General features: G+C 54.4%; 10 protein-coding genes. 7 read left to right on the top strand and 3 right to left on the bottom strand.

Annotation, left to right across the window (positions count from 1 at the left end):
- Nucleotides 1-39: 39 nt before the first annotated feature.
- The 3 genes from CKQ53_RS08930 to CKQ53_RS08920 all read right to left on the bottom strand — a co-directional run bounded on the left by CKQ53_RS08930 (nt 40) and on the right by CKQ53_RS08920 (nt 12,995).
- Nucleotides 40-525 (bottom strand): hypothetical protein, encoded by a 486-nt coding sequence (locus tag CKQ53_RS08930; protein ID WP_094117786.1) that lies wholly within the window; start codon nt 523-525, stop codon nt 40-42.
- Nucleotides 522-11,282 carry a hemagglutinin repeat-containing protein gene (locus tag CKQ53_RS08925; RefSeq protein ID WP_118894906.1) on the bottom strand — a complete coding sequence of 3,587 codons (10,761 nt, stop codon included), beginning with the start codon at nt 11,280-11,282 and terminating at the stop codon, nt 522-524. Before CKQ53_RS08925 ends, CKQ53_RS08930 begins: the two co-directional genes overlap by 4 nt.
- A 72-nt stretch (nt 11,283-11,354) precedes the next feature.
- Complete coding sequence (locus CKQ53_RS08920; RefSeq protein ID WP_244201043.1) at nt 11,355-12,995, bottom strand: ShlB/FhaC/HecB family hemolysin secretion/activation protein; 1,641 nt, start codon at nt 12,993-12,995, stop codon at nt 11,355-11,357.
- Nucleotides 12,996-13,584: 589 nt separating this feature from the next.
- On the opposite strand from CKQ53_RS08920, the gene CKQ53_RS08915 reads away from it, so the two are divergent.
- From CKQ53_RS08915 to CKQ53_RS08885, 7 genes are read left to right on the top strand one after another with little or no spacing between them, the layout of a single operon-like run.
- Nucleotides 13,585-14,565 carry a 6-phosphofructokinase gene (locus tag CKQ53_RS08915; protein ID WP_085653617.1) on the top strand — a complete coding sequence of 327 codons (981 nt, stop codon included), beginning with the start codon at nt 13,585-13,587 and terminating at the stop codon, nt 14,563-14,565.
- 9 nt (nt 14,566-14,574) lie between these two features.
- The gene (locus tag CKQ53_RS08910) at nt 14,575-14,865 is read left to right on the top strand and encodes a PTS sugar transporter subunit IIB (protein ID WP_026738698.1); all 291 of its coding nucleotides are present in this window, start codon (nt 14,575-14,577) and stop codon (nt 14,863-14,865) included.
- A 14-nt stretch (nt 14,866-14,879) separates the two neighbouring features.
- Entirely contained in the window at nt 14,880-16,217 is a 1,338-nt protein-coding gene (locus tag CKQ53_RS08905; RefSeq protein WP_094117789.1) for a PTS sugar transporter subunit IIC, read from the top strand.
- Nucleotides 16,218-16,262: 45 nt separating this feature from the next.
- Nucleotides 16,263-16,541 carry a hypothetical protein gene (locus tag CKQ53_RS08900; RefSeq protein ID WP_085653615.1) on the top strand — a complete coding sequence of 93 codons (279 nt, stop codon included), beginning with the start codon at nt 16,263-16,265 and terminating at the stop codon, nt 16,539-16,541.
- A 6-nt stretch (nt 16,542-16,547) separates the two neighbouring features.
- Complete coding sequence (locus CKQ53_RS08895; RefSeq protein WP_118894904.1) at nt 16,548-16,985, top strand: PTS sugar transporter subunit IIA; 438 nt, start codon at nt 16,548-16,550, stop codon at nt 16,983-16,985.
- The gene (locus CKQ53_RS08890) at nt 16,982-17,551 is read left to right on the top strand and encodes a P-loop nucleotide/nucleoside kinase family protein (RefSeq protein ID WP_094117790.1); all 570 of its coding nucleotides are present in this window, start codon (nt 16,982-16,984) and stop codon (nt 17,549-17,551) included. The genes CKQ53_RS08895 and CKQ53_RS08890 overlap by 4 nt, the downstream gene beginning before the upstream one ends.
- Before the next feature lie 3 nt (nt 17,552-17,554).
- Nucleotides 17,555-18,466, top strand: coding sequence for a tagatose-bisphosphate aldolase (locus tag CKQ53_RS08885; RefSeq protein WP_085653612.1), 912 nt, complete (start codon nt 17,555-17,557; stop codon nt 18,464-18,466).
- Nucleotides 18,467-18,515 lie beyond the last annotated feature (49 nt).

Genomic DNA, 18,515 nt, shown 5'->3' with positions numbered 1-18,515 from the left:
CGTATAAAGTAAAATCCCGCCAACAAGGGCGGGATTTTTCTAATTACTCAGCGAGTAAGCTTTTGAAAAATCATTGTACGCTTCATGAAGATGATAGAATTTCGCATTGGGATCATCTTTTAATTCCTCATATCTGTCCATTAGCTTTTTGAATAAACCTTCTGGTACGGGATAAGGATCTGTCTCATTTTTTGCACAGTAAAAATAGAACATCGCTTTTCCAAGCTCTGCAATAGTTATATTGTATGCATTACCTTTTAAATACTCAAAGGCGTAAGACCACTGCTCTGACAACAATAAAAAATTTAGTGCCGAACCTTTGATAAAAACACCATCAATATTATTTGAATTAATTATTTTTTTACAAAAAAACAGACAACACTCCTGGTCTTTAACGAATAAATCACTGAGACACTCTAATGCATCATCCTCTGGATCATTAAAGGAATCAGGCTCTACATAGCCATTAGTCAAGTAGTTTTCCAAACCTTCAATATTTTTTTCGGTACTATTCACCTTTATCATTTGAATGCTCCCGTATTAACAGTTGAAAGTCTTTTCGTGCCATCAGGTAATATTGTCCATGTAGCATAAACCCTTACGTTACCGTTAGATCCTGATACAACAACAGATGTTTGTCTATTTGCAGACGTAGCACCCTGCGCAGAGTCCAATAACTTATCCATTATCATGCTGTTATTACTAACAGTATTCACTATACCTGCTTGATCTAATACACGAGCCATATCTTGAGAGCGCTCAATATTATGGATTTGTTTTTCTAGCGTTTCCATCTTTTTCGCATTATTTGGGTCTTTTGCAAATTCTTTTTGGCTGCTAATTTTTACATCTTTTAAAGAATTATATTCTTTTTGCAAAGACTCAAGGTCACCAGAAGCTTTTCCACGCATATATAGTTCAATCTTATCGACAGGTATTTTCGCATCACCTTTTACAGCAGTGATGTGATTTTTCCCATTAGCATCTGGAAGTGAGCTAACCTCAAAACTATTAGACAACCGTTGTTTAGCAGCCAGAGCCTCTATCTTACTGGCCGCAGCAGAACCTATTACAGGCGTCATCGAAGCAGCAACAATCTTCATCCCGTCATAAGTCGAGACATACTGCTCTGCTGTCGCCTTGTCCACGCCTAGCTGCTGCATGGCGTAGTTCACCATCGCATCCTTCACCTGCTGCTGATTCTGCGCATCGACACTGGTGATATTCAGCAGGTTCACTATCTTGCCGTAGGCGTCGGCATACTGCTGGCTGGCTCTGGAGTTATAGTTGCCGGTGTTTTCGTACTCAGCTTTAAACTGATAAGCCTCAACTCTGGACGCTGCACAGGCGGCACTCCCGGCAGCACCATTACCACATGCCGCAAGCACAGAGCCGTCCCTTGAAATATCCAGTTCGGTTAACCGGGCAATATCTTTCTCGGCCTGCTCCCGCTCTGCCGGGTCTTTGCTGTTACGGAGTTTTTGCTTCGCTATCTCAAGCTCTGATTTCTCAGATACACTCAGATAGTTATTCTCCACCGCATTCTTACCCGCCTGCGCGCCCGTCACTGCACCCGCGGTGCTATCGCTGCTTACCCCCGCCGCAATCCCCGAGGCCAGCGTCGCCAATGCGCTCAGGTTGTCTTTCTGTTGTGTCGATAACTCACTGCTGTCCGATGTCCCGTACAACGCTAATGCTATCGCCGGGGCCGCCAACTCGCCTGTCGCCGCACCGACGGCCCCCGCAGTGCTATTACCACCGCTCAGCTCCGCTATCACGCCTCCCAGTATCGCATGTGCCATCAGGTTGTTCAGCTTTTGCGTTTCCGTCAGCGTGCTGTAATCCGCATTATCCGTGGTGATTTCCTTCACAATCCCCGCCAGATATGGCGCTGCTCCCTTCGCCAGCGCCGCTTTGATATCTCCCCCCGCCAAGGCCTGCAACGCACTAACTACCGCGTTCACTCCAGTTCGCACACTGCTGTCTGTTGCAGAATGCGTCGCTTTGGTCGATTCATACGTATTGTAAATATCCAGCGCCTGATTGCCGATATCGCTCACCAGCTGCGCCTGCTGAAGTCGTTTCTGCTCTTTTTCCTTGTTGAAAATCGGGTCGATGGCACCCGCATTCGCGTTTTCTGCATCGTGATTCAGCTGAGACACATCCTGTGACTGACCAGCCTGATGGCGGATGATCAGTCCCCCTTCGCTCACCGCCGCTTTTGTCGTTCCTTCTGCATGGCCACTGCTGTCTTCTCCGCTTATCGGCAACGCGCTCATGTTACTCATCAGATTCGCGCCTATCGGTCCGCCGCTGCTAAAACCTGCGCTCTGGTGCTCGGACTCGTATTCAGCCTGATTATGGATGTCGCTCCAGCCCAGCGTCCCCGTATCCAGCAGGTTCTTGTCCTTGTCCGCCGTGCTCGCTATCACGGAGCCATCAAGCTGGGTATGGTTGCCGACCGTAATGTTATAACCCCCCTGCCCGGCAAACAGCCCAGTCTGCTCTTTCACCGAGTCAAAGTTGCTGTTCACCTTGTCTCTGGACATGTTGATGCTGCCCGAGCCCGTCATTGAGCCAAAGGTGAAGCTGGCGCCCGCGCTCACGCTCTGCTGCTTGGCGTCATAGCTGTTGCTATCCTGCTCGCTCGTAAGCGTCAGGTTACGGCCGACATCCGCCGTGATCGTTTCGCCATTGACCTGCGCGCCCTTCAGGGTTGTATCGCGTCCGCTGGTGAGATTAATACCGCTACCCGCATCCAGCGTAGTTTCGTTGTGCGACAGTCCGTTGCCATTTTCATGACCTTTGCTGCTATTCACGCTGGCGGAAACGGTGATGCCATATCCCCCAGAACCAACGCCGATGCCTACGCCGACACTGCCGCCCTGACTACTGTTCTTACTGACGGTTTTCTCCGTGTTCTGGGCTGACAACAGATTGATATCTCTGGCAGCATCCAGCGTCATATCACCCGCCGCCTTTAACTGACTGCCGGCGATGGTGATGTCGCCACTCCCCTCACCGTTGTTCTTGCCTGTCGCCGTGATCGAGAGATTACGACCTGCGTTAAGCGTACTGCCCTGCGCCTGACTGCTTTCGCTATGCGTTTCGCTTTTCGACGACTGGCTACCGTAAGACAAGGTCACGCCGATAGTATTGGTAGAACCCTGTGCGGCTTTAGGATCGTCCGAAGACACGCCTGCCGCGGCGTTTTGCGCATTGGCAGATTCAGTAATCGCATTATCGTGATCCCAGGCCTGTGCTGCCTGGACACCGCTCAATGCCGCTTTCGTGCCCTGCAGTGCGCTGAGTCGACTATCGCTTTCCTGTCTCGATTTCTGTGCTGTGCTTACCGCCGTGTTCAGCGCACTACCTACCGTTCCGGATAACGCTAACGTAAAGCCGCTTTGTTTGGATTCGAACGTTTCATCGCGATTGACGTCGTCGCGGCCAGAGTCGATATCAACGCTGTCGCCGCTCAGACTGAGGTCTTTGCCTGCCACCAGATCGGCCCCGCCGATATGCAGTTTATCGCCCGCGGTAATGCTCACGTTCCCCTGACTACTGCCCACCGTGCTGAAGCTCTGATTCTGTAACGTTCCTTTTTCGTCAACCTCGTGGCGGGTCGACTGCTTACCGACGGTAAAGCCGATGCCGCCGCCGCTCATCAAACCGCTCTTGGTCTTTTCTTCCAGCAGATAATGAGACTCGGTTTCCGTGGCGGCAGAGATATCCACGTTATGTCCCGCCTGCAGTGCAACATCTTGGTCGGCGGCAATCGCCGAGCCGCTGACGGACAAATCATTTCCCGCATTCACGCTGATGCTGTTGCCGCTCAGTAGCGAGCCTCGCTCCGTCGTGAAGCTATCATCCTGTACCGTGGAGCTGGCGCTCTTGTTCAAAAAGCCTTTTTTCTGAGAACGCTCTTCAAGATGTTCAGACTCTTTTTCGGTTGCGCTGTTTATCACCACATCGTTTTTGGCCTGTAGCGCAATCTCGCCGAGTTCGCTGTGCAGCGTACTGCCGGTGACGGAGAGGTCGCCCTCGCGCGCAATGGCGGTGACGCCATCCTGACCACTCAAGGTGCTGCCGACGACGACATCGCTGGCGCTGTCAATCGTGCGCTGGCTTTGCGTCCGTCCGTCCTTTTTGTTTTCGCTATCGAAGGCGTTCGTTAACTGATGGGCCTCTTTAATCGTCACGTTATCCGCGCCGACGCGGACCCGACCTTCCGTACTGTCGACCTGAGCGCCTTCTGCAAGCAGATCCTGACCTGCGACCAAGGTGACGCCCTTGGCGCCGCTCAATGAGCTGAGCAGCAGACGATCTTCCTCACGACTGTTGCTCACTGACGACGTGCTGCTGTTGGCCTCGAGGTGCGTGGTGTTGGTGGATTTGTCCGCCAGCAAATTGATATCGCCGCCGGCTTGCACGCCCAGCTGGCCTCCCGCGCTGGCTTGGCTGCCGCGCAGTGTAATGTCTTGCCCGGCGTTGAGCACCAGATTTCCCCCGGCTTTCAGCTCGCTGCCCAGAGCCTGTTGCCACTCCCCGCTGAGGGTCGCCATGCGCTCACCGGCTTCTTCCATCCCGTCGCTGGTTCGATTGCCCATCGCGCCGGAAATGACCTGCAATCCATCAGACTTGAAGCTGCTTTTCGCCGCGCTGATATCCAGATTATCGCGGGCGCTCAGACTAAGGTTATTCGTCGCATCCAGCTTGGCGCCCTGCAAGTGAATATCGTTGCCGCTGAGGCTGATGTCGCTGGCGCTCATGGTGGCCTGACGCAAGGCGTCCTGAAGATTCGTGCTCAGGGTCAGGCTGTCCGCCTGAACATTAATGCTGTCCGCCTTGATATCACCGCCCTGATGCAGGAATTGCCCGGCATCAATGCTTAGCGCTTTATCGGCAAACAGATTGCCCGCATTCGTGATGCTGTCTGCGGAGAGCTGTAGCTCTCCACCGGCAATCAGTGCGCCATCGCCCGTCAGGCGCAGCGTAGATTGAGCGAGGTAAACCTTAGGCACCAGAACGGTTTGCGGACCAGCAGCCGTCTCCACCGTCTCGTCAACCATCCAGACAATATCTTGCTGCAGCGACGCAATCTGTTCCGGCGTCAGCGCCACGCCGGTGACCAGATGAAAGTCCTCCGCCACTTTGACGCCGTTGTTCATCAGGTTTTGGTACTGCGCCATCGCGTCTTCACCCTGAACGGACTGACGTCCTGTCAGGCTCAGAACCTGATCGCGCACCAAGCGCTGCTCATAGAATCCGTCGCCCAAACGCTTGTGGATCGTTGAAGGGTCGTACCCGACCTGCGAAAGCAGATAATCACTGCTGATAAACTGCGTGCGGCTAGTGAAACGTTCGTCGGTGACCACCAGATAAGGGCTGCCCGTCGCCGGATTCTGACGGAACAGACCATTGTCCGGAATCGACGTAGCGACGCTGCCGACGTGTTGCATGGCCGTTAGCGCCTGCTCGGCAGGAAGTAACGGTCGGCCCAATGAAGACGGACTACCGGCGGTCGCCTTGCCGCCAGGATCAAGCGCCACGTTAGCCTGCTGCCCGTCGACACCCTCAACGCTAAACGCCAGCGGGTTACGTTCCCACTCGGCCCTTTCCGCCTCGGCCGCTTTTAGCGCTGCTTCCACGCTGCTGATCTGCGCCTGATTCACGGTGGTATTGGTGATGTTCGCTGCGGTGATCGCGACCTCTCCATGACCGGAAATGATGCCGTCGATCGTCGTGAGCGCCGTGGTGGCATCGTAGTTCGTGGTGGGATACCAGTGCCGCGTGTCTCTGTCGTAGTGGTCGGCGATGACCTCGGTGCGATGTTCGTTGACGGAGTATCCCCGGTTATCAACATTCCCACTCCCTTCAATGCCCAGATTGCCATTTGCAGTAATCACGCTGGCGTCATTGAGCAAGGTGCCGTTGATGCGCAGCGACATGTCGCCGCCCGCCAGAATCCGGGCGCCGGTCCCTTCCGCAATCAGTCTGTCACGCGTGAGCGAGCCGGTCACCGTGCGCTCACGCAGGTTGTTGTAGTCCGTCACGTTCGGCGCGCTGTAAATATCGATGTGCTTTTCCGGATCCCACTGCTCCAGGCGGCCTCGGTTGAATTCACGCCACACGGTATTTTGGTAAGGCGTCGGCACCGCGCGCTGCCAGAACCCCGTGGTTTGATAAAACGTCATGGCATAGCTGCCATCCGTGTTCGGCTGCAGGGCAAGGTAATTGACCCACATGTCCGTTAACGTTCCAGAGGTGTTTTTCACGCGGACCTGCGCACGCTTTCCAGCCGCGTCAATCGCCAGAATGGTGCCGTAAGGGTTGCTTTGTGCCTCCGCGTCATTTTGATAAGACAGCGACTGTGTGACGGGCGCGACGGTGTTCTTGTCGGGATTGACCGTTAAGTCGTAGGAACGCCAGAAATAGTTATAGCGCTGCCATTTGTAATTACTGGACTCCGCATCGCGCTCAATGCTCAGCCCCACGCGCTCATTGGTTAACCGCTGAGCATCAATCGTCACATCGCCATCCGCCTCGATCGCGCTGGCCCGGTTCTCGATAAGATCGTTACTGCCCAACTGTAAGCTGCCGCCGCTGAAAATCAGCGCGCCATCGCGGTTAGTCAGACGTTCATTACCGCGTAGATTAAGCGACTGAGTCGCCGCCAGCACCGCCCCCGAACCGTAGTTATCAATGACGCGGCCGCGCAGGGTCACGTTATCGCCCATCACCGCATTCGGGTTATCCAACGTGTCGAAATCAAGCGTCATCGCGTCCGCTTCAATCCGTCCACGGTTGGTCAATTGCCCGGTCATGATCTGCAGTGACTTGCCGACCAGAGCGCCTTGGTTATTAAAGTGGGTGCTGTTGAGGGTCAGATCGCCGGGAAGCAGCCAGTCCGTCAAATTGGTTAAAACGCCACCAACGGAGAACGTAAGCGCGCCGTTGCTGCTTAACGTGTCGCCTGCACGCTGGGTATAGTCCTGCTGTACGCTGAGGCTTAACGCCTGCTGGCTCTGCAACGTACCGCCCTGATTGTTCAGTGACAAGGCATCGAGAACCATCGATGCCCCGCTCTGCATCACACCGCTTGGGTTCAATACCGACAGCGCCGACGCCGAGCGCGACAGACGGTTGCCGATCGCGTTAATGCTGAGCGGCCCGTTCGCGATAACCCGCCCCTGACTGTTATCTAACTGGGTGAGTCCCATCAGCGTCAGCGCCCCGGCGCTTTGCAGGCGACCGGCCGTGTTATCCGCTTCACGCGCGGTCACCCCTGTACGCGTTGTCCCCAGGATCAGCCCGCCATCGCGGTTATTCACCGTGTCACTTTGAATATCCAGCGCGCCCTGACTGCTGATGGTGCCTTGTCCGCTATTGTTCAGCTGTGGGGCGTTGAGCGTAAAGTCTTGCGTGGAAACCAGCTGTCCCGCAGAGTTATTGACCTGATTGGCGGTCAACGTCAGCGCATTGCCGCTGTGGACTTTACCCTGCTGGTTATTCAGCGTATCGACGCGGTATGTCCCCGCGCCCTGGCTGATGAGCGTTCCGCCCGCGTTGTCCAACAGCGGCGCATTGACCGTCAGTCCGCCTTGGCTGCTGACGACCCCGTTCTGGTTGTTCAGATGTTGGGCGGTAATGCGCTGATCGCCGTTGCTGCGCAGTGCTCCGCCCTGATTGCTGAGCTCTCCCGACGCGTTCAGCACCAGCTGTTGCTGACTGTCTAATGTGCCGCCATCGTTTTGAAGGGATTGCGCATTCAGCGTCAGCGTTTCACCGCTTTGCAGCTTGCCTTGCTGATTATCGAGCTGTGTTCCCACATTGAGATCAAGCTGCTTCTGGCTATACAGCACACCGCCCTGCGTGTTATCCAGCTTTTGCGCCGCCAGACTGAAGCCTTCGCCTGCCAGCCAGTGACCGCCCGCATTATTCACAGCGCCGGTGCTCTCGTCCGCCGTATTGCCCCGCACATTCAGCTGATTCTGCGCGCTGACCTTACCCGCACGGTTATCGATATCGCCCGCCACCCTTAAGGCCATGTCTGAGGCTGACTGCAATGTCCCCTGATGGTTAGTCAACGCCGCTGCCGTCAGCTGTGCATTCTGCTGCGTCTGTACGCTGCCTTGCGTATTGTCGAAACGAGCGGCATTGGCGCGCCATTCCCCCTGACTACCCATCCACCCCTGATCGTTCAGGATGTCTTGTGCCGCCAGCGTTTGAGAGGATTGACTGAAAATGCGTCCGCTGCCGTTATCCAGCGTCTCCGTCAGTTGCATGTCCAAACTGCCCAACGCGTTGACCGCTCCCTGCGCGTTGTACAGATTAGCGGCGCGCGCCACGGTAGATCCCTGACTGGTTAACTGACCGCCCTGATTATCCCAGTCTGATGACAAATCGAAGGAAAGCGCTTGCTGCCCCAGCACCACGCCCTGCTGACGGTTAGTTACCCGTCCGCCGTTTAGCGCCAGATCGCCGCTACTTTGCAGTGAGCCGCCGTCGTTGTTCAATAAGCTGGTCGACGCTCCCTGCCAGTTGAGGTCGCCCTGAGCGGTCAACATCCCCGCCTGGTTGGTGACATCGGCCGTCGTGTTCAGTGATAACCCGCCGCCTGACTGAAGCCGCCCCTCGGTGTTATCGAGATTGCGGGCCGTGGCGACCACTCGGCTGCCGCCTTGCGCGATCCCGCCCTGATTGTTCCAGTCGCCTTCGGTCTGAACTTCAAGCTTATCGGCGGCTTCAAGCAGTCCGGCGCTATTATCCAATCCGCCCTGTACCTGCAAATTCAGATTTTGGCCCGCGATAACCTTGCCCTGCGCGTTATCGAGCTGTTTGGCCGTGACGTCCAGCCCGGCCGCGCTGGCTTCCCCGCCCCGATTGGTCAACAGACCGTCGGTATGAAGAACCAGTTTCTCACCTGAGGACAGCAGTCCCTGCGTATTATTCAACGCCTGCGCCGCATTCACCGCCAGCGAGCGCTGGCCTATCACCGACCCTTTTTCATTCGACAGACTCGCCGCGTCGACGTTAAGCGTCGTCGCGCTGATTTCCCCCGCCTGATTGTTGACTGCGCCTGCGGCGTCCAACGATAGACGATCGCCGGAAAGAAGCTTGCCGCTCCCGTTGTTCAGGTTATTGGCCGTCGCACTCAGCAACGTTTCGCTTTGCGCGGTACCGCCCTCGTTGTTCCAGTCACCCTCGGTCTGAATATTCAGATCCTGCCCGGCCCCAATAAAGCCCTGCTGGTTATCGAGCCCCTGCTGCGCGGTCAGTTGCAGATTCTGCTGACTGATAACCCGCCCAAGGTTGTTATTCAAACGTTGGGCCGTGAGCTGTAACTGTTCGCCGCCAAGAACCCCAGCGTCGTTATCGATATGTCCTGCCGACAGGCTGAGATCCTGGCTCGCCAGCAGCGTGCCGTGGTCGTTATCGACATCGCCCGCGCTGTCGATATGCAGCGCCGATTGGCTTTTAAGCGATCCAGCCTGATTCTTCAGCGCCCCGACATTGAGCGTCAGATCGCCATTGCTGCCCAGCACCCCGTCGCTATTATTCAGCAATCCTTCGACACCCCACGCCCGTGCCTGAGTGTCTAATGACACCAGTCGGCCACTTTGGTTATCGAGCGTGCCGGCAAAGAGGCTTAGGTTGTTCGCCTCAATGTTACCGCCAGTATTATCAAGTGCTCCGTTTAACTTAAATCGGCTTTCTCCGGTATCAGCCTGTACCCAGACCGCCTGCTGGTTGGACATATTGTTGCCGTCCACCGCCCAGGTTCCCACCTTGACCTGCGCCTGCCGGGCATCAATATCTCCCGAGGTATCAATAGTGAACTGCTGGCTGTCGACTTTGGCTTGCTGCAATCCGACGCCGCCACTTTGTGCGGTAACCGTCGCACGCTTGGCGGCAAGCTGCGCCTGACTGATATCGACGCGCTTTCCGGTCAACGCGACATTTTTCTGACTCAACAGGCTACCGCTGCTGCGCACGTCGCCCTGGCTGGTCAGCGTGAGATCGGCATCATTGACCAACGTACTGTTGGCATCACTCCCTGCCAGCAGGTGCCCGGTATTTTCAATTCCCCCGGCAGCAGAAAGCTGAACATCTCCGGCCGCCGCCAGCGTACCGGACTGTTTAATCGAGCCCGCGCGGCTCTGAACATTCAGCGTGCCGCCGCTGTGTAATTTGCCGTCGTGCTCAATATCGTTGTTGGCCGTGAGGCTGATGGACTCTCCCGCCTGCGTCACCGCGTCCTGCTGAGCAGGCTGCCAGACCAATCGGCCTTCACTGCTGACGGTCAGCGTTTTTCCTGCCTGCAGTTGACCGCCCTGATTGCGGACGCCGACGCCCGCTTCCGTGCCGATCATATGAATCTGGCCGCTGTACATGCCCCCCATCTGGCCCATATCGATAGCCAGCTCGGGTTTAGCCTCGTCCGACGCCGCAGAAGGCTCGACGGTTCCACCGTCTGCGCTGACACGGTTGCGACCGGCGACAACGTTGATTTTCTCTTTGGCCCAGACGCCCGCATTCACCTCGAACGCACGGGCCAGAACATCGACATATTCCGTATCATGCCGGGAATCGCCATTCAGCCCGCCGCCTTCAATACGCACAACGCCGCGCTCAACCTGATAACCGGCCAGGCTGCCATCCGCATTGAGTTGGGGTTTACCGGTCGTCAGGGTCATGCGCCCCGCGTTGATCGTCCCACAACCGTCGCAGACGATCCCTGCGGGGTTAGCCACGATGACCTGAGCGCGTCCTCCCGCGACTTCCATATAGCCGCGAAGCTGGCTGGGATTGGTGCTACTGACTTCATTCAGGATGACTTTGGCGGGCGCGCTACCGCCATTCAGGTTGGGGTTGCCCTGAATCATCCCCGCCATCTGGGTAGAGGTCATTGCCGACGAGTTATTGAGAATCGCCCCTTTTTGATCGACATCGAACTGGCTGTACTGGTTGTGGGAAATCCCGGCCTGATTCGGCGCGGTGATATTAACCTGAGGAAGACCATTCTGCGTGGCGATGACGTCAGGTCGTTGACCCGCCGCCGCACCGTTATCCGCCACAATGCCCGCCGCCAGCGTCGGACCGGCGAACAACGCCAGCCCCAGCATCCATACCGCACGACGAACCGTCACCCACAGACGCGCGGAGCCCGGACCGCGGGTCTGACCCGGCTCGCTGCTGCAACTGCGCGCCAGTTCAGAAACAACGCGTAACTCGCCGTGCGTACGGCTAAAAATAAGACGGTAACAATGCTTGTTCATGACTTCCTTCCGTGAAAAAGGTTAATCCCTGGAATAACAACAAAAAAATGGCAGCGAACCTGATAGCGAGGATCACATTTCAACGTTGATGCTGAAGCCCGCCGTCGCGCCTGATGTGTGGAAAGCGTCTGGCTTCACGAGCGGTACGCCCGCGAAAAGGTCATAGCTGATATGCTGCCAAAGGGCGCCGCGGATCCCCACGGCCGAGCCAGCCAACTGATGCCCGACCAGATCGCGAGCGCCGGGACCGCCCACGCGCCCATAATCCAGCGCCAGATAGAGTTCATGTCCCCGAGAACCGATGTTCCAGCCTAATTCGTTACGCCAGACAATCCCCCGCTCACCAGACAGCATCTGCTCGCCATCAAAGCCGCGCACCGTGTAACGCCCGGCGATAGCCAGACGTTCCTGCGGGGTTAAGGCGTTCGCGCTCCACTGTCCGCGCACGCTGGTGTAGTAACGCAGAGGCTGATCGATAAAGGAGAACGGTTGATTGATACTCACGTCGCCCAGCAGCAATCCTGTCCGCGCACTGCCGCTATGCGTTTTCTCTTCAGGCGCAGGCGTCGCGCCATACGCGCCCGTCCCACGACGCCAGCTGACATTGGCGTCGACCGTGGTATCGCCGAAATAACTGCGCTGATTGACGCCCAGCTCCCAGCCCGCGGTGCGACGGCGCTGCTGTTCAATCTCAACGCCATTGACGGCGTTTGTGGCGTGTTTGCGGTAGGTCCGCAGGTTGAGCGTGGTTTTATGTGACTGATTGCGGAAGAGCAATCGTGAAACGGTCGCGACGACGTTGTCGCTTTTTCCGTTATAGCTCAGCACTTCATTCGCATTGGGAATATTTTGATGGTAGGTATAGTCGCTATAGTTCGCTGAAAACGCCCAGTAGCCCACCGGGAAGAAGTAATTCAGCGTATGCGAGCGATTGCCGTACGGCCCCTGAGCAAACATGTCCCTACCCATATTGGCGTAAAACAAATCGTTTTGTGCGAAAGGCGCATCGATAGCGAGCGTGGCGTTTCCCAGATAACGGCCTGTACTTTCAGAACCGCTGTCATCCAGCCCAAGACTCAGACGAATCGGACGCTTCCCTTGCCAATTGACCAACAAATCACTGGAGCCCTCCTTCTCTCCTGGCACAATCTGAATATCTGCACTGGCACTGGGGACGCGCTTGAAGTTTTCCAGTCCTTGCTCGACATCCCGCAAATTGAGAATATCGCCGCGCGATGCCGGGATGGCATTCCATAACCGCCCACGCCACGACGTCGGTTGACCGAAACGAATATCGCCGATGTGACCCGGCTGAAGGGTCAGTGTCAGAGTCCCTTGGGTTAAGTCCTGCTCCTGCGCCATCACTCGGGTGGTGACGTAACCTTCAGCAAGAATGGCATTCTGCACTTTGTTGATGGCAAGCATGATCCCCTGACTACCAAGACAACGGCCTTTGGCGTCATCGGCAGACGCCAACGCCCACTGGAACTGTTCGGAAGATTCACCCTGTAACGCGATGTGATTAATGGCAAAACAGGGAGTTTCGTGTGCCGGGTAGCCCGGTAACACGGCGTCAGGCATGCTAAGACGGACATCTGCCTGCGGGGTGTTCTGCTCTCGCAGCGCACGCTCTCGCTCTTGCTGGCGGAGCTGCTCGCGAGCATCAATAGCGGCGGTCCCTTGCATGGGCGCCTCGGTGATGCCTGCCGCCATCACCGAGGAAGCATAGGCAAGCACCGTTGCAGCTAACACTGGGGAGATTGACTTTGAATAAGAAAAACACATCAGAAAAATCCCTTTAATGAAAAGATTTCATCCATTAATCGTAAGATTGTGTAAATTTCGACGTATTATTCATTCGGCGGTATTAAAAGCAAGCATATTATGTGCGTCATACAGTCAATACCCGATGGTGTTTTTTTTATCCCCCTGAAAATCAGTAAGATCTTCTGATTCCCCTCAACGCAGCCCTTCCCCTCAGAACTCGCCTCTCGCTTTCCACCAAACTAATGTGAAGAAAATCACAAAAGCAGCATCCGATTTTCTGAGCAAAACCGCCTCGCCTGTTCGTCAAACGTTCTATAAACAAAACATATGTAAAACAAATAATTACTCGTCGTCATTAAAAGGCTTGAGTCAAAATAGCGTGACATCCATCACAAAATCAGAGGCTAAAACAGCCTGTCAAGCCTCGCCACCCGAGTGAAATGTTGCATAAGTGTGACATGCTCCAAAAAAATTAATCCCCCCGTCTCTACTATCGATCCCACAGTCACTGAGGAATATTCATCCGAGGTCAACCATGAGAATAGGATTGGTACTAAGCGGCGGCGATGTCAGCGGTATGAATAATTTTCTATTCCAGATCAACCGGATGACCGAATCTGACATGGTCATTTACGACGGCGGAATTAATGGGCTGATCGAAAATCGCTGCAAAGACATCGCGCGTCGCGATCTGATCGATCTGTCCCTCTCGTCAGTACCGCTGGTGGCGTCAGGACGAAAAGAGGATAAGTGCCGGAAATCCGACTACGAGAAAATCGCAAAGAACATTCGCCATAAAAAACTGGATTGTCTGATTATGGGCGGCGGCGATGGTTCTTTTCAGTTTTTGAAGACATTGAGCCGCTACGGCATCTGCTGCTACGGCGTGGGAATGACGATAGATAACGATATCGACGGTGACAGTTACACCATCGGATTTTCCACCGCCTGCGAACAGGTCATTAGTGAAGTCGCCAAATTGCGGAATACCGGGCGAGGCCTGCCGGGACGCATATTCATTATCGAACTGCTCGGCGGCTACTGCGGCGAACTGACATTGCAGGCGGCGTTAAAAAGTAATGCGGACATTGCGCTTATTCCAGAGTCCCTTTGGGATATTAATGTACTGGCGGAAACGATAAAGCAAAAAATCAAAATTCAGAACAGCGTCATTATTTTATGTTCTGAAGGATATACCAAAGAGTATACCCCCGGATTTCAGGGGGCGATTGATACCATGATTGGAAAAATAGAACACAAGGTAGGAATACGAATTCGAAAAACGATTCTGGGATACGGTTTAAGGAATGGCACGCCGACGGGAGAGGAGATCATTCAGGGCGCTATTCTCGCAGAAGAGGTCGTCAGATGTATTCACAGCGGCCTGACCAATAAAATTGTTGTCATCAACAATAACAATAAAGCCATACCGATAGATCTTGAAAACATTAAAAAACGATTGGTGGACGAAGATAGTTATCTCTACAAGCTCGCTAAAATAAATCACCTTATCTGAGGTAATATTATGCTGAATGTACTCTGCGTATGTGGCTGCGGTCTCGGTTCCAGTTTCGCTATTGAAATGAGCGCCAAGTCCGTATTACAAAAACTCGCCATTGATGCGAATATCGATCACACCACGGTATCGGAAGCATCATCCTACAAATACGACATTATTCTTACCCAAAAAATGTTCGCGGACATTTTAACTTCAGATGCCAGCGAAGAGGATAAGAAGAAAGTCATCATATTAAACAAACTCACCGACAAAAAAGAAATTGAAGAAAAAATCCTCGCATATCTGAAATCTATCTAAAAATGAGGTGACCTGTGGACGCTATTATTCATTTTATTGTGACTGATTTTTTAGGCCAGGCTTCGATATTAATTGCGTTAATCGCGATGATCGGTCTTATTCTGCAAAAAAAATCCATCGGTAAAACCGTGGAGGGTACGTTTAAAACCTTGCTGGGGTTTCTGATCATGATGGCGGGTATCAATATTATTGTAGCCGCCCTGACGTTCCTCAACGATATTTTCACCCACGGATTCGGTATGCAGGGCTATATCACGGATGTCGCGGCCATTGCCGGCGTCGCTAACCGTGAGCTGGGCTCCGAAGTCGCGCTCACGCTGCTGGTGATTTTCGCCGTCAACATCCTGATTGCGCGGATCACGCCATTCAAATATATCTTCCTCACCGGGCAGGCGTTGCTCTGGATGGCGACGATCGGCACCGTCATTGGCTACAAAGCGGGGCTGACGGGCGCAACGTTGATTCTGACCGGCGGGATTTTCGGCGGCATTATGGCCGTGCTGATGCCCGCCATCGCCCAACCGATCGTACGCAAGATTACAGACTCGGACGACGTCGCGCTCGGGCACTTCTGCACTATCGGCTACCTCGTTCAGGCCGCGGTGGCGCGGGCGATCGGTAAAAACTCGCGCTCCACGGAAGATCTGGAATTGCCCGATAACTTCAAGTTCCTGCAAGACACCTACCTGTCGATGGCCGTCATCATGGTGCCGATGTACCTCATTCCGGCCATCTTTGCCGGGTCGGCGTATATCGCGCAGTTCGCGGGCGAAACCAACTACATCATGTATTCGTTTATGCAGTCCATGCAGTTCGTGGCCGGGGTTTTCGTCCTCTACAGCGGCGTCCGCCTGTTGCTGAATGAGCTGGTGCCCGCCTTCCGCGGCATCGCCATGCGGTTAGTGCCTAACGCCAAACCCGCGCTCGACTGCCCGGTGCTATTCCCCTACGCCCCCAATGCCGTCATCGTCGGCTTCCTGGCCACCACCGTCGGGTCGATTATTGGGATGCTGGTCTTCCCACTGTTCGGGCTCGCCATGATCCTGCCCGGCCTGCTGACCAACTTTTTCGCAGGCGGCGCCGCCGGGGTCTTCGGTAACGCCATGGGCGGCAGAAAAGGCGCGATTATCGGCGGCGTGGTTCACGGTCTGTTCATTACCTTTCTACCGGCGATATTGGTGCCGCTGCTTGAAACCTTCGGCTTCAAAGGCGTGACGTTCAGCGATTCAGACGTCATCAGTACCGGCCTGGTGCTCGGGCATGCCTTCCAGCATGACTGGCCGTTCGTCATCGGCTTCATCGCCTTCGTCATCATCATCGTCTGGCTGGCGAACCGAAAACTGGGCAAGTAAGCGGTTAAATACGCGGGTTATCCCATCACGATGTGAGGAGGAACTATGTTCGCGAAATTAAAGCATCTCTTTCAGTCAGAAAAGACGCCGGAGAGACCGGTAAATGAAAACAGCGAAGAAGCGGAAAGTTTGCAGGCGGAAATCACCCGGCTGGAATCCGGACTACAGAACAACCCCGCGGATACCGGAATTCAAAAACAGCTGATGGTGAAATATACCCAGGCGGTGAAAATCTTCTCAGCCTATAAGCCATATCGACATCGGGTTGACGATATTTTCATGAGAATGGATGAGTTAAGAAATACGATCCGTAAAAATATATGAGGCCATATGACGATTAAATTATTTCTTGCTCAAAATCCCTATATTCAGGTCGGCGTCAACGTTGACGCCTGGCAGGAGATTATCGAAAAAGCCGCAAAGCCATTAATTAAGGGTGGCTTTGTCACCGCGGAATACCCTAAAGCGGTCATCGATAATACGTTGGAATATGGTGCCTATTATGTTTTTGATGAAGGTATCGCCATCCCACATGCCAGACCGGAATGCGGCGTCATTAGAGACTGTTTCAGTATGATGACGCTCGCGACGCCCATATCAATTAACGGCAGCGAACCGGTCGATATTATCGTGATGTTTGGCGGAGTGAATGGAGACTCTCATATTACGGAAGGCATCGCCTCTATTGTCGGCCTTTTGGATCACGAGGACACATTAAGCCGCATCAGACACGCCACCACCGTCGATGAAATACTTGGATTACTATGAAAACACTGATTTTGGTTAATGGCATACCGGCATCAGGAAAAAGTCATGTTGCCAACCAGATTGCCGACTTTTTCAATTTACCAGTCTTAAGCATCGATGAAATTAAAGAACCCTTCATGGTGCAATTTGCCGACAGAATTGACAGGCCACTGAATCGCCAACTGGGTTATTCCGCTTATGCGGCGATGTTTAATATCGTAAAAGGTTCGCCATCGAATACGGTATTTATTTTAGATGCCTGGTTTGGATTTCGGGATAAATCTGTTTTAGCCGAATACCTTTCTTTGTGCGGCTGCGAATCCGTCATGGAAATATGGAATCAAATTTCCCCCGCACGAGTGGCGGCGCGTTATTCGCAGCGCTGTCACTGCCGCGTAAAAGGACACCCCGGCGAAGAATATATCCCCGAATTAACCGCATTAGCCGAAAAGGCGCAGCCCATGGCGTTCGGCCCGGTATTCACCGTGGATCAGGATGAAGACATCGAGACAGAACGTCTCATTTCCTGGGTCGACGAGCGCCTTAACCATCCTGAACCCTACTTCTTATCTCCTACGAGGAATTAATCCATGAACAAAATGACAACAGCAGAACGTCGTGGTTACCAAATGATTTGCGATAACACTGGCGCCATGATGGTGGTCGCCTGCGATCAGCGCGGCGGAATGAGAACGCTATTAGCCGATACGCCGGAAGAACAGGCGAACATCACCAATGAGACGCTGGGCAAAACCAAATACGACATTACGCAATATCTGGCTTCGGAGGCGGGCTGCGTACTGGTCGATCCGCTCTGCGCCGTTCCCGGCATCATCGATGAAGGCGTCGTGCCACGCAATACGGGCCTGCTGATCGGCCTCGACGCCTCCGGCTGGGACACCTCACCGGAAGGCTATCGCATTTCAAAAATGGTGGACGGCATCACCGCCCGGAAAGTCCGCGAACTGGGAGCGACCGGCGGAAAAATCATGATCTATCTGCGTATGGACACGCCGGAGGCCAACACCGCCAATCTGGCGACACTCCGCCACGTCATCGCCGATTTCGCTCGCGAAGACCTGTTTTTGGTCGTCGAATTCCTCACCTACCCGCTGGAAAATGAAAGCAAGGAAGCGTACCAGCGCAAGATTCCTCAACTGATCCAGGAAGGCTGTCGCGCCTGTATCGACTGTGGTTCAAAGGTGCTGAAAATCCCTTATCCGGGGACAGAAGAAGCCTGCGCCGCCGTCACAGAGATATGCGGAGACGTTCCTTGGGCCGTCTTGTCCGCCGGCGTCGACCACGAAACGTTCCTGCAACAGGTCGACGTTGCGCTGCGCAATGGCGCGTCCGGCGTAATCGCGGGTCGTTCACTCTGGAAAGACTGTATCTCTCTCGACCGCAGCGTCACTCGCGAAAAATTGACGACCATCGCCGTGCCCCGTTTACGGGACATCCAGCGGCTGCTGGTGAAATATCGGCCGCAGCGCATTAGCGCCTGATCGCCATTTTCAACGGCTGGCCGACGCCGAGAACGGTGTTCGGCCGCTT

It is taken from the genome of Lonsdalea britannica, from assembly GCF_003515985.1.
In the GTDB taxonomy this organism is placed as follows: domain Bacteria; phylum Pseudomonadota; class Gammaproteobacteria; order Enterobacterales; family Enterobacteriaceae; genus Lonsdalea; species Lonsdalea britannica.
Note: the sequence above shows the minus strand (reverse complement) of the source record. Positions and strands in the feature narration are given on the sequence as shown.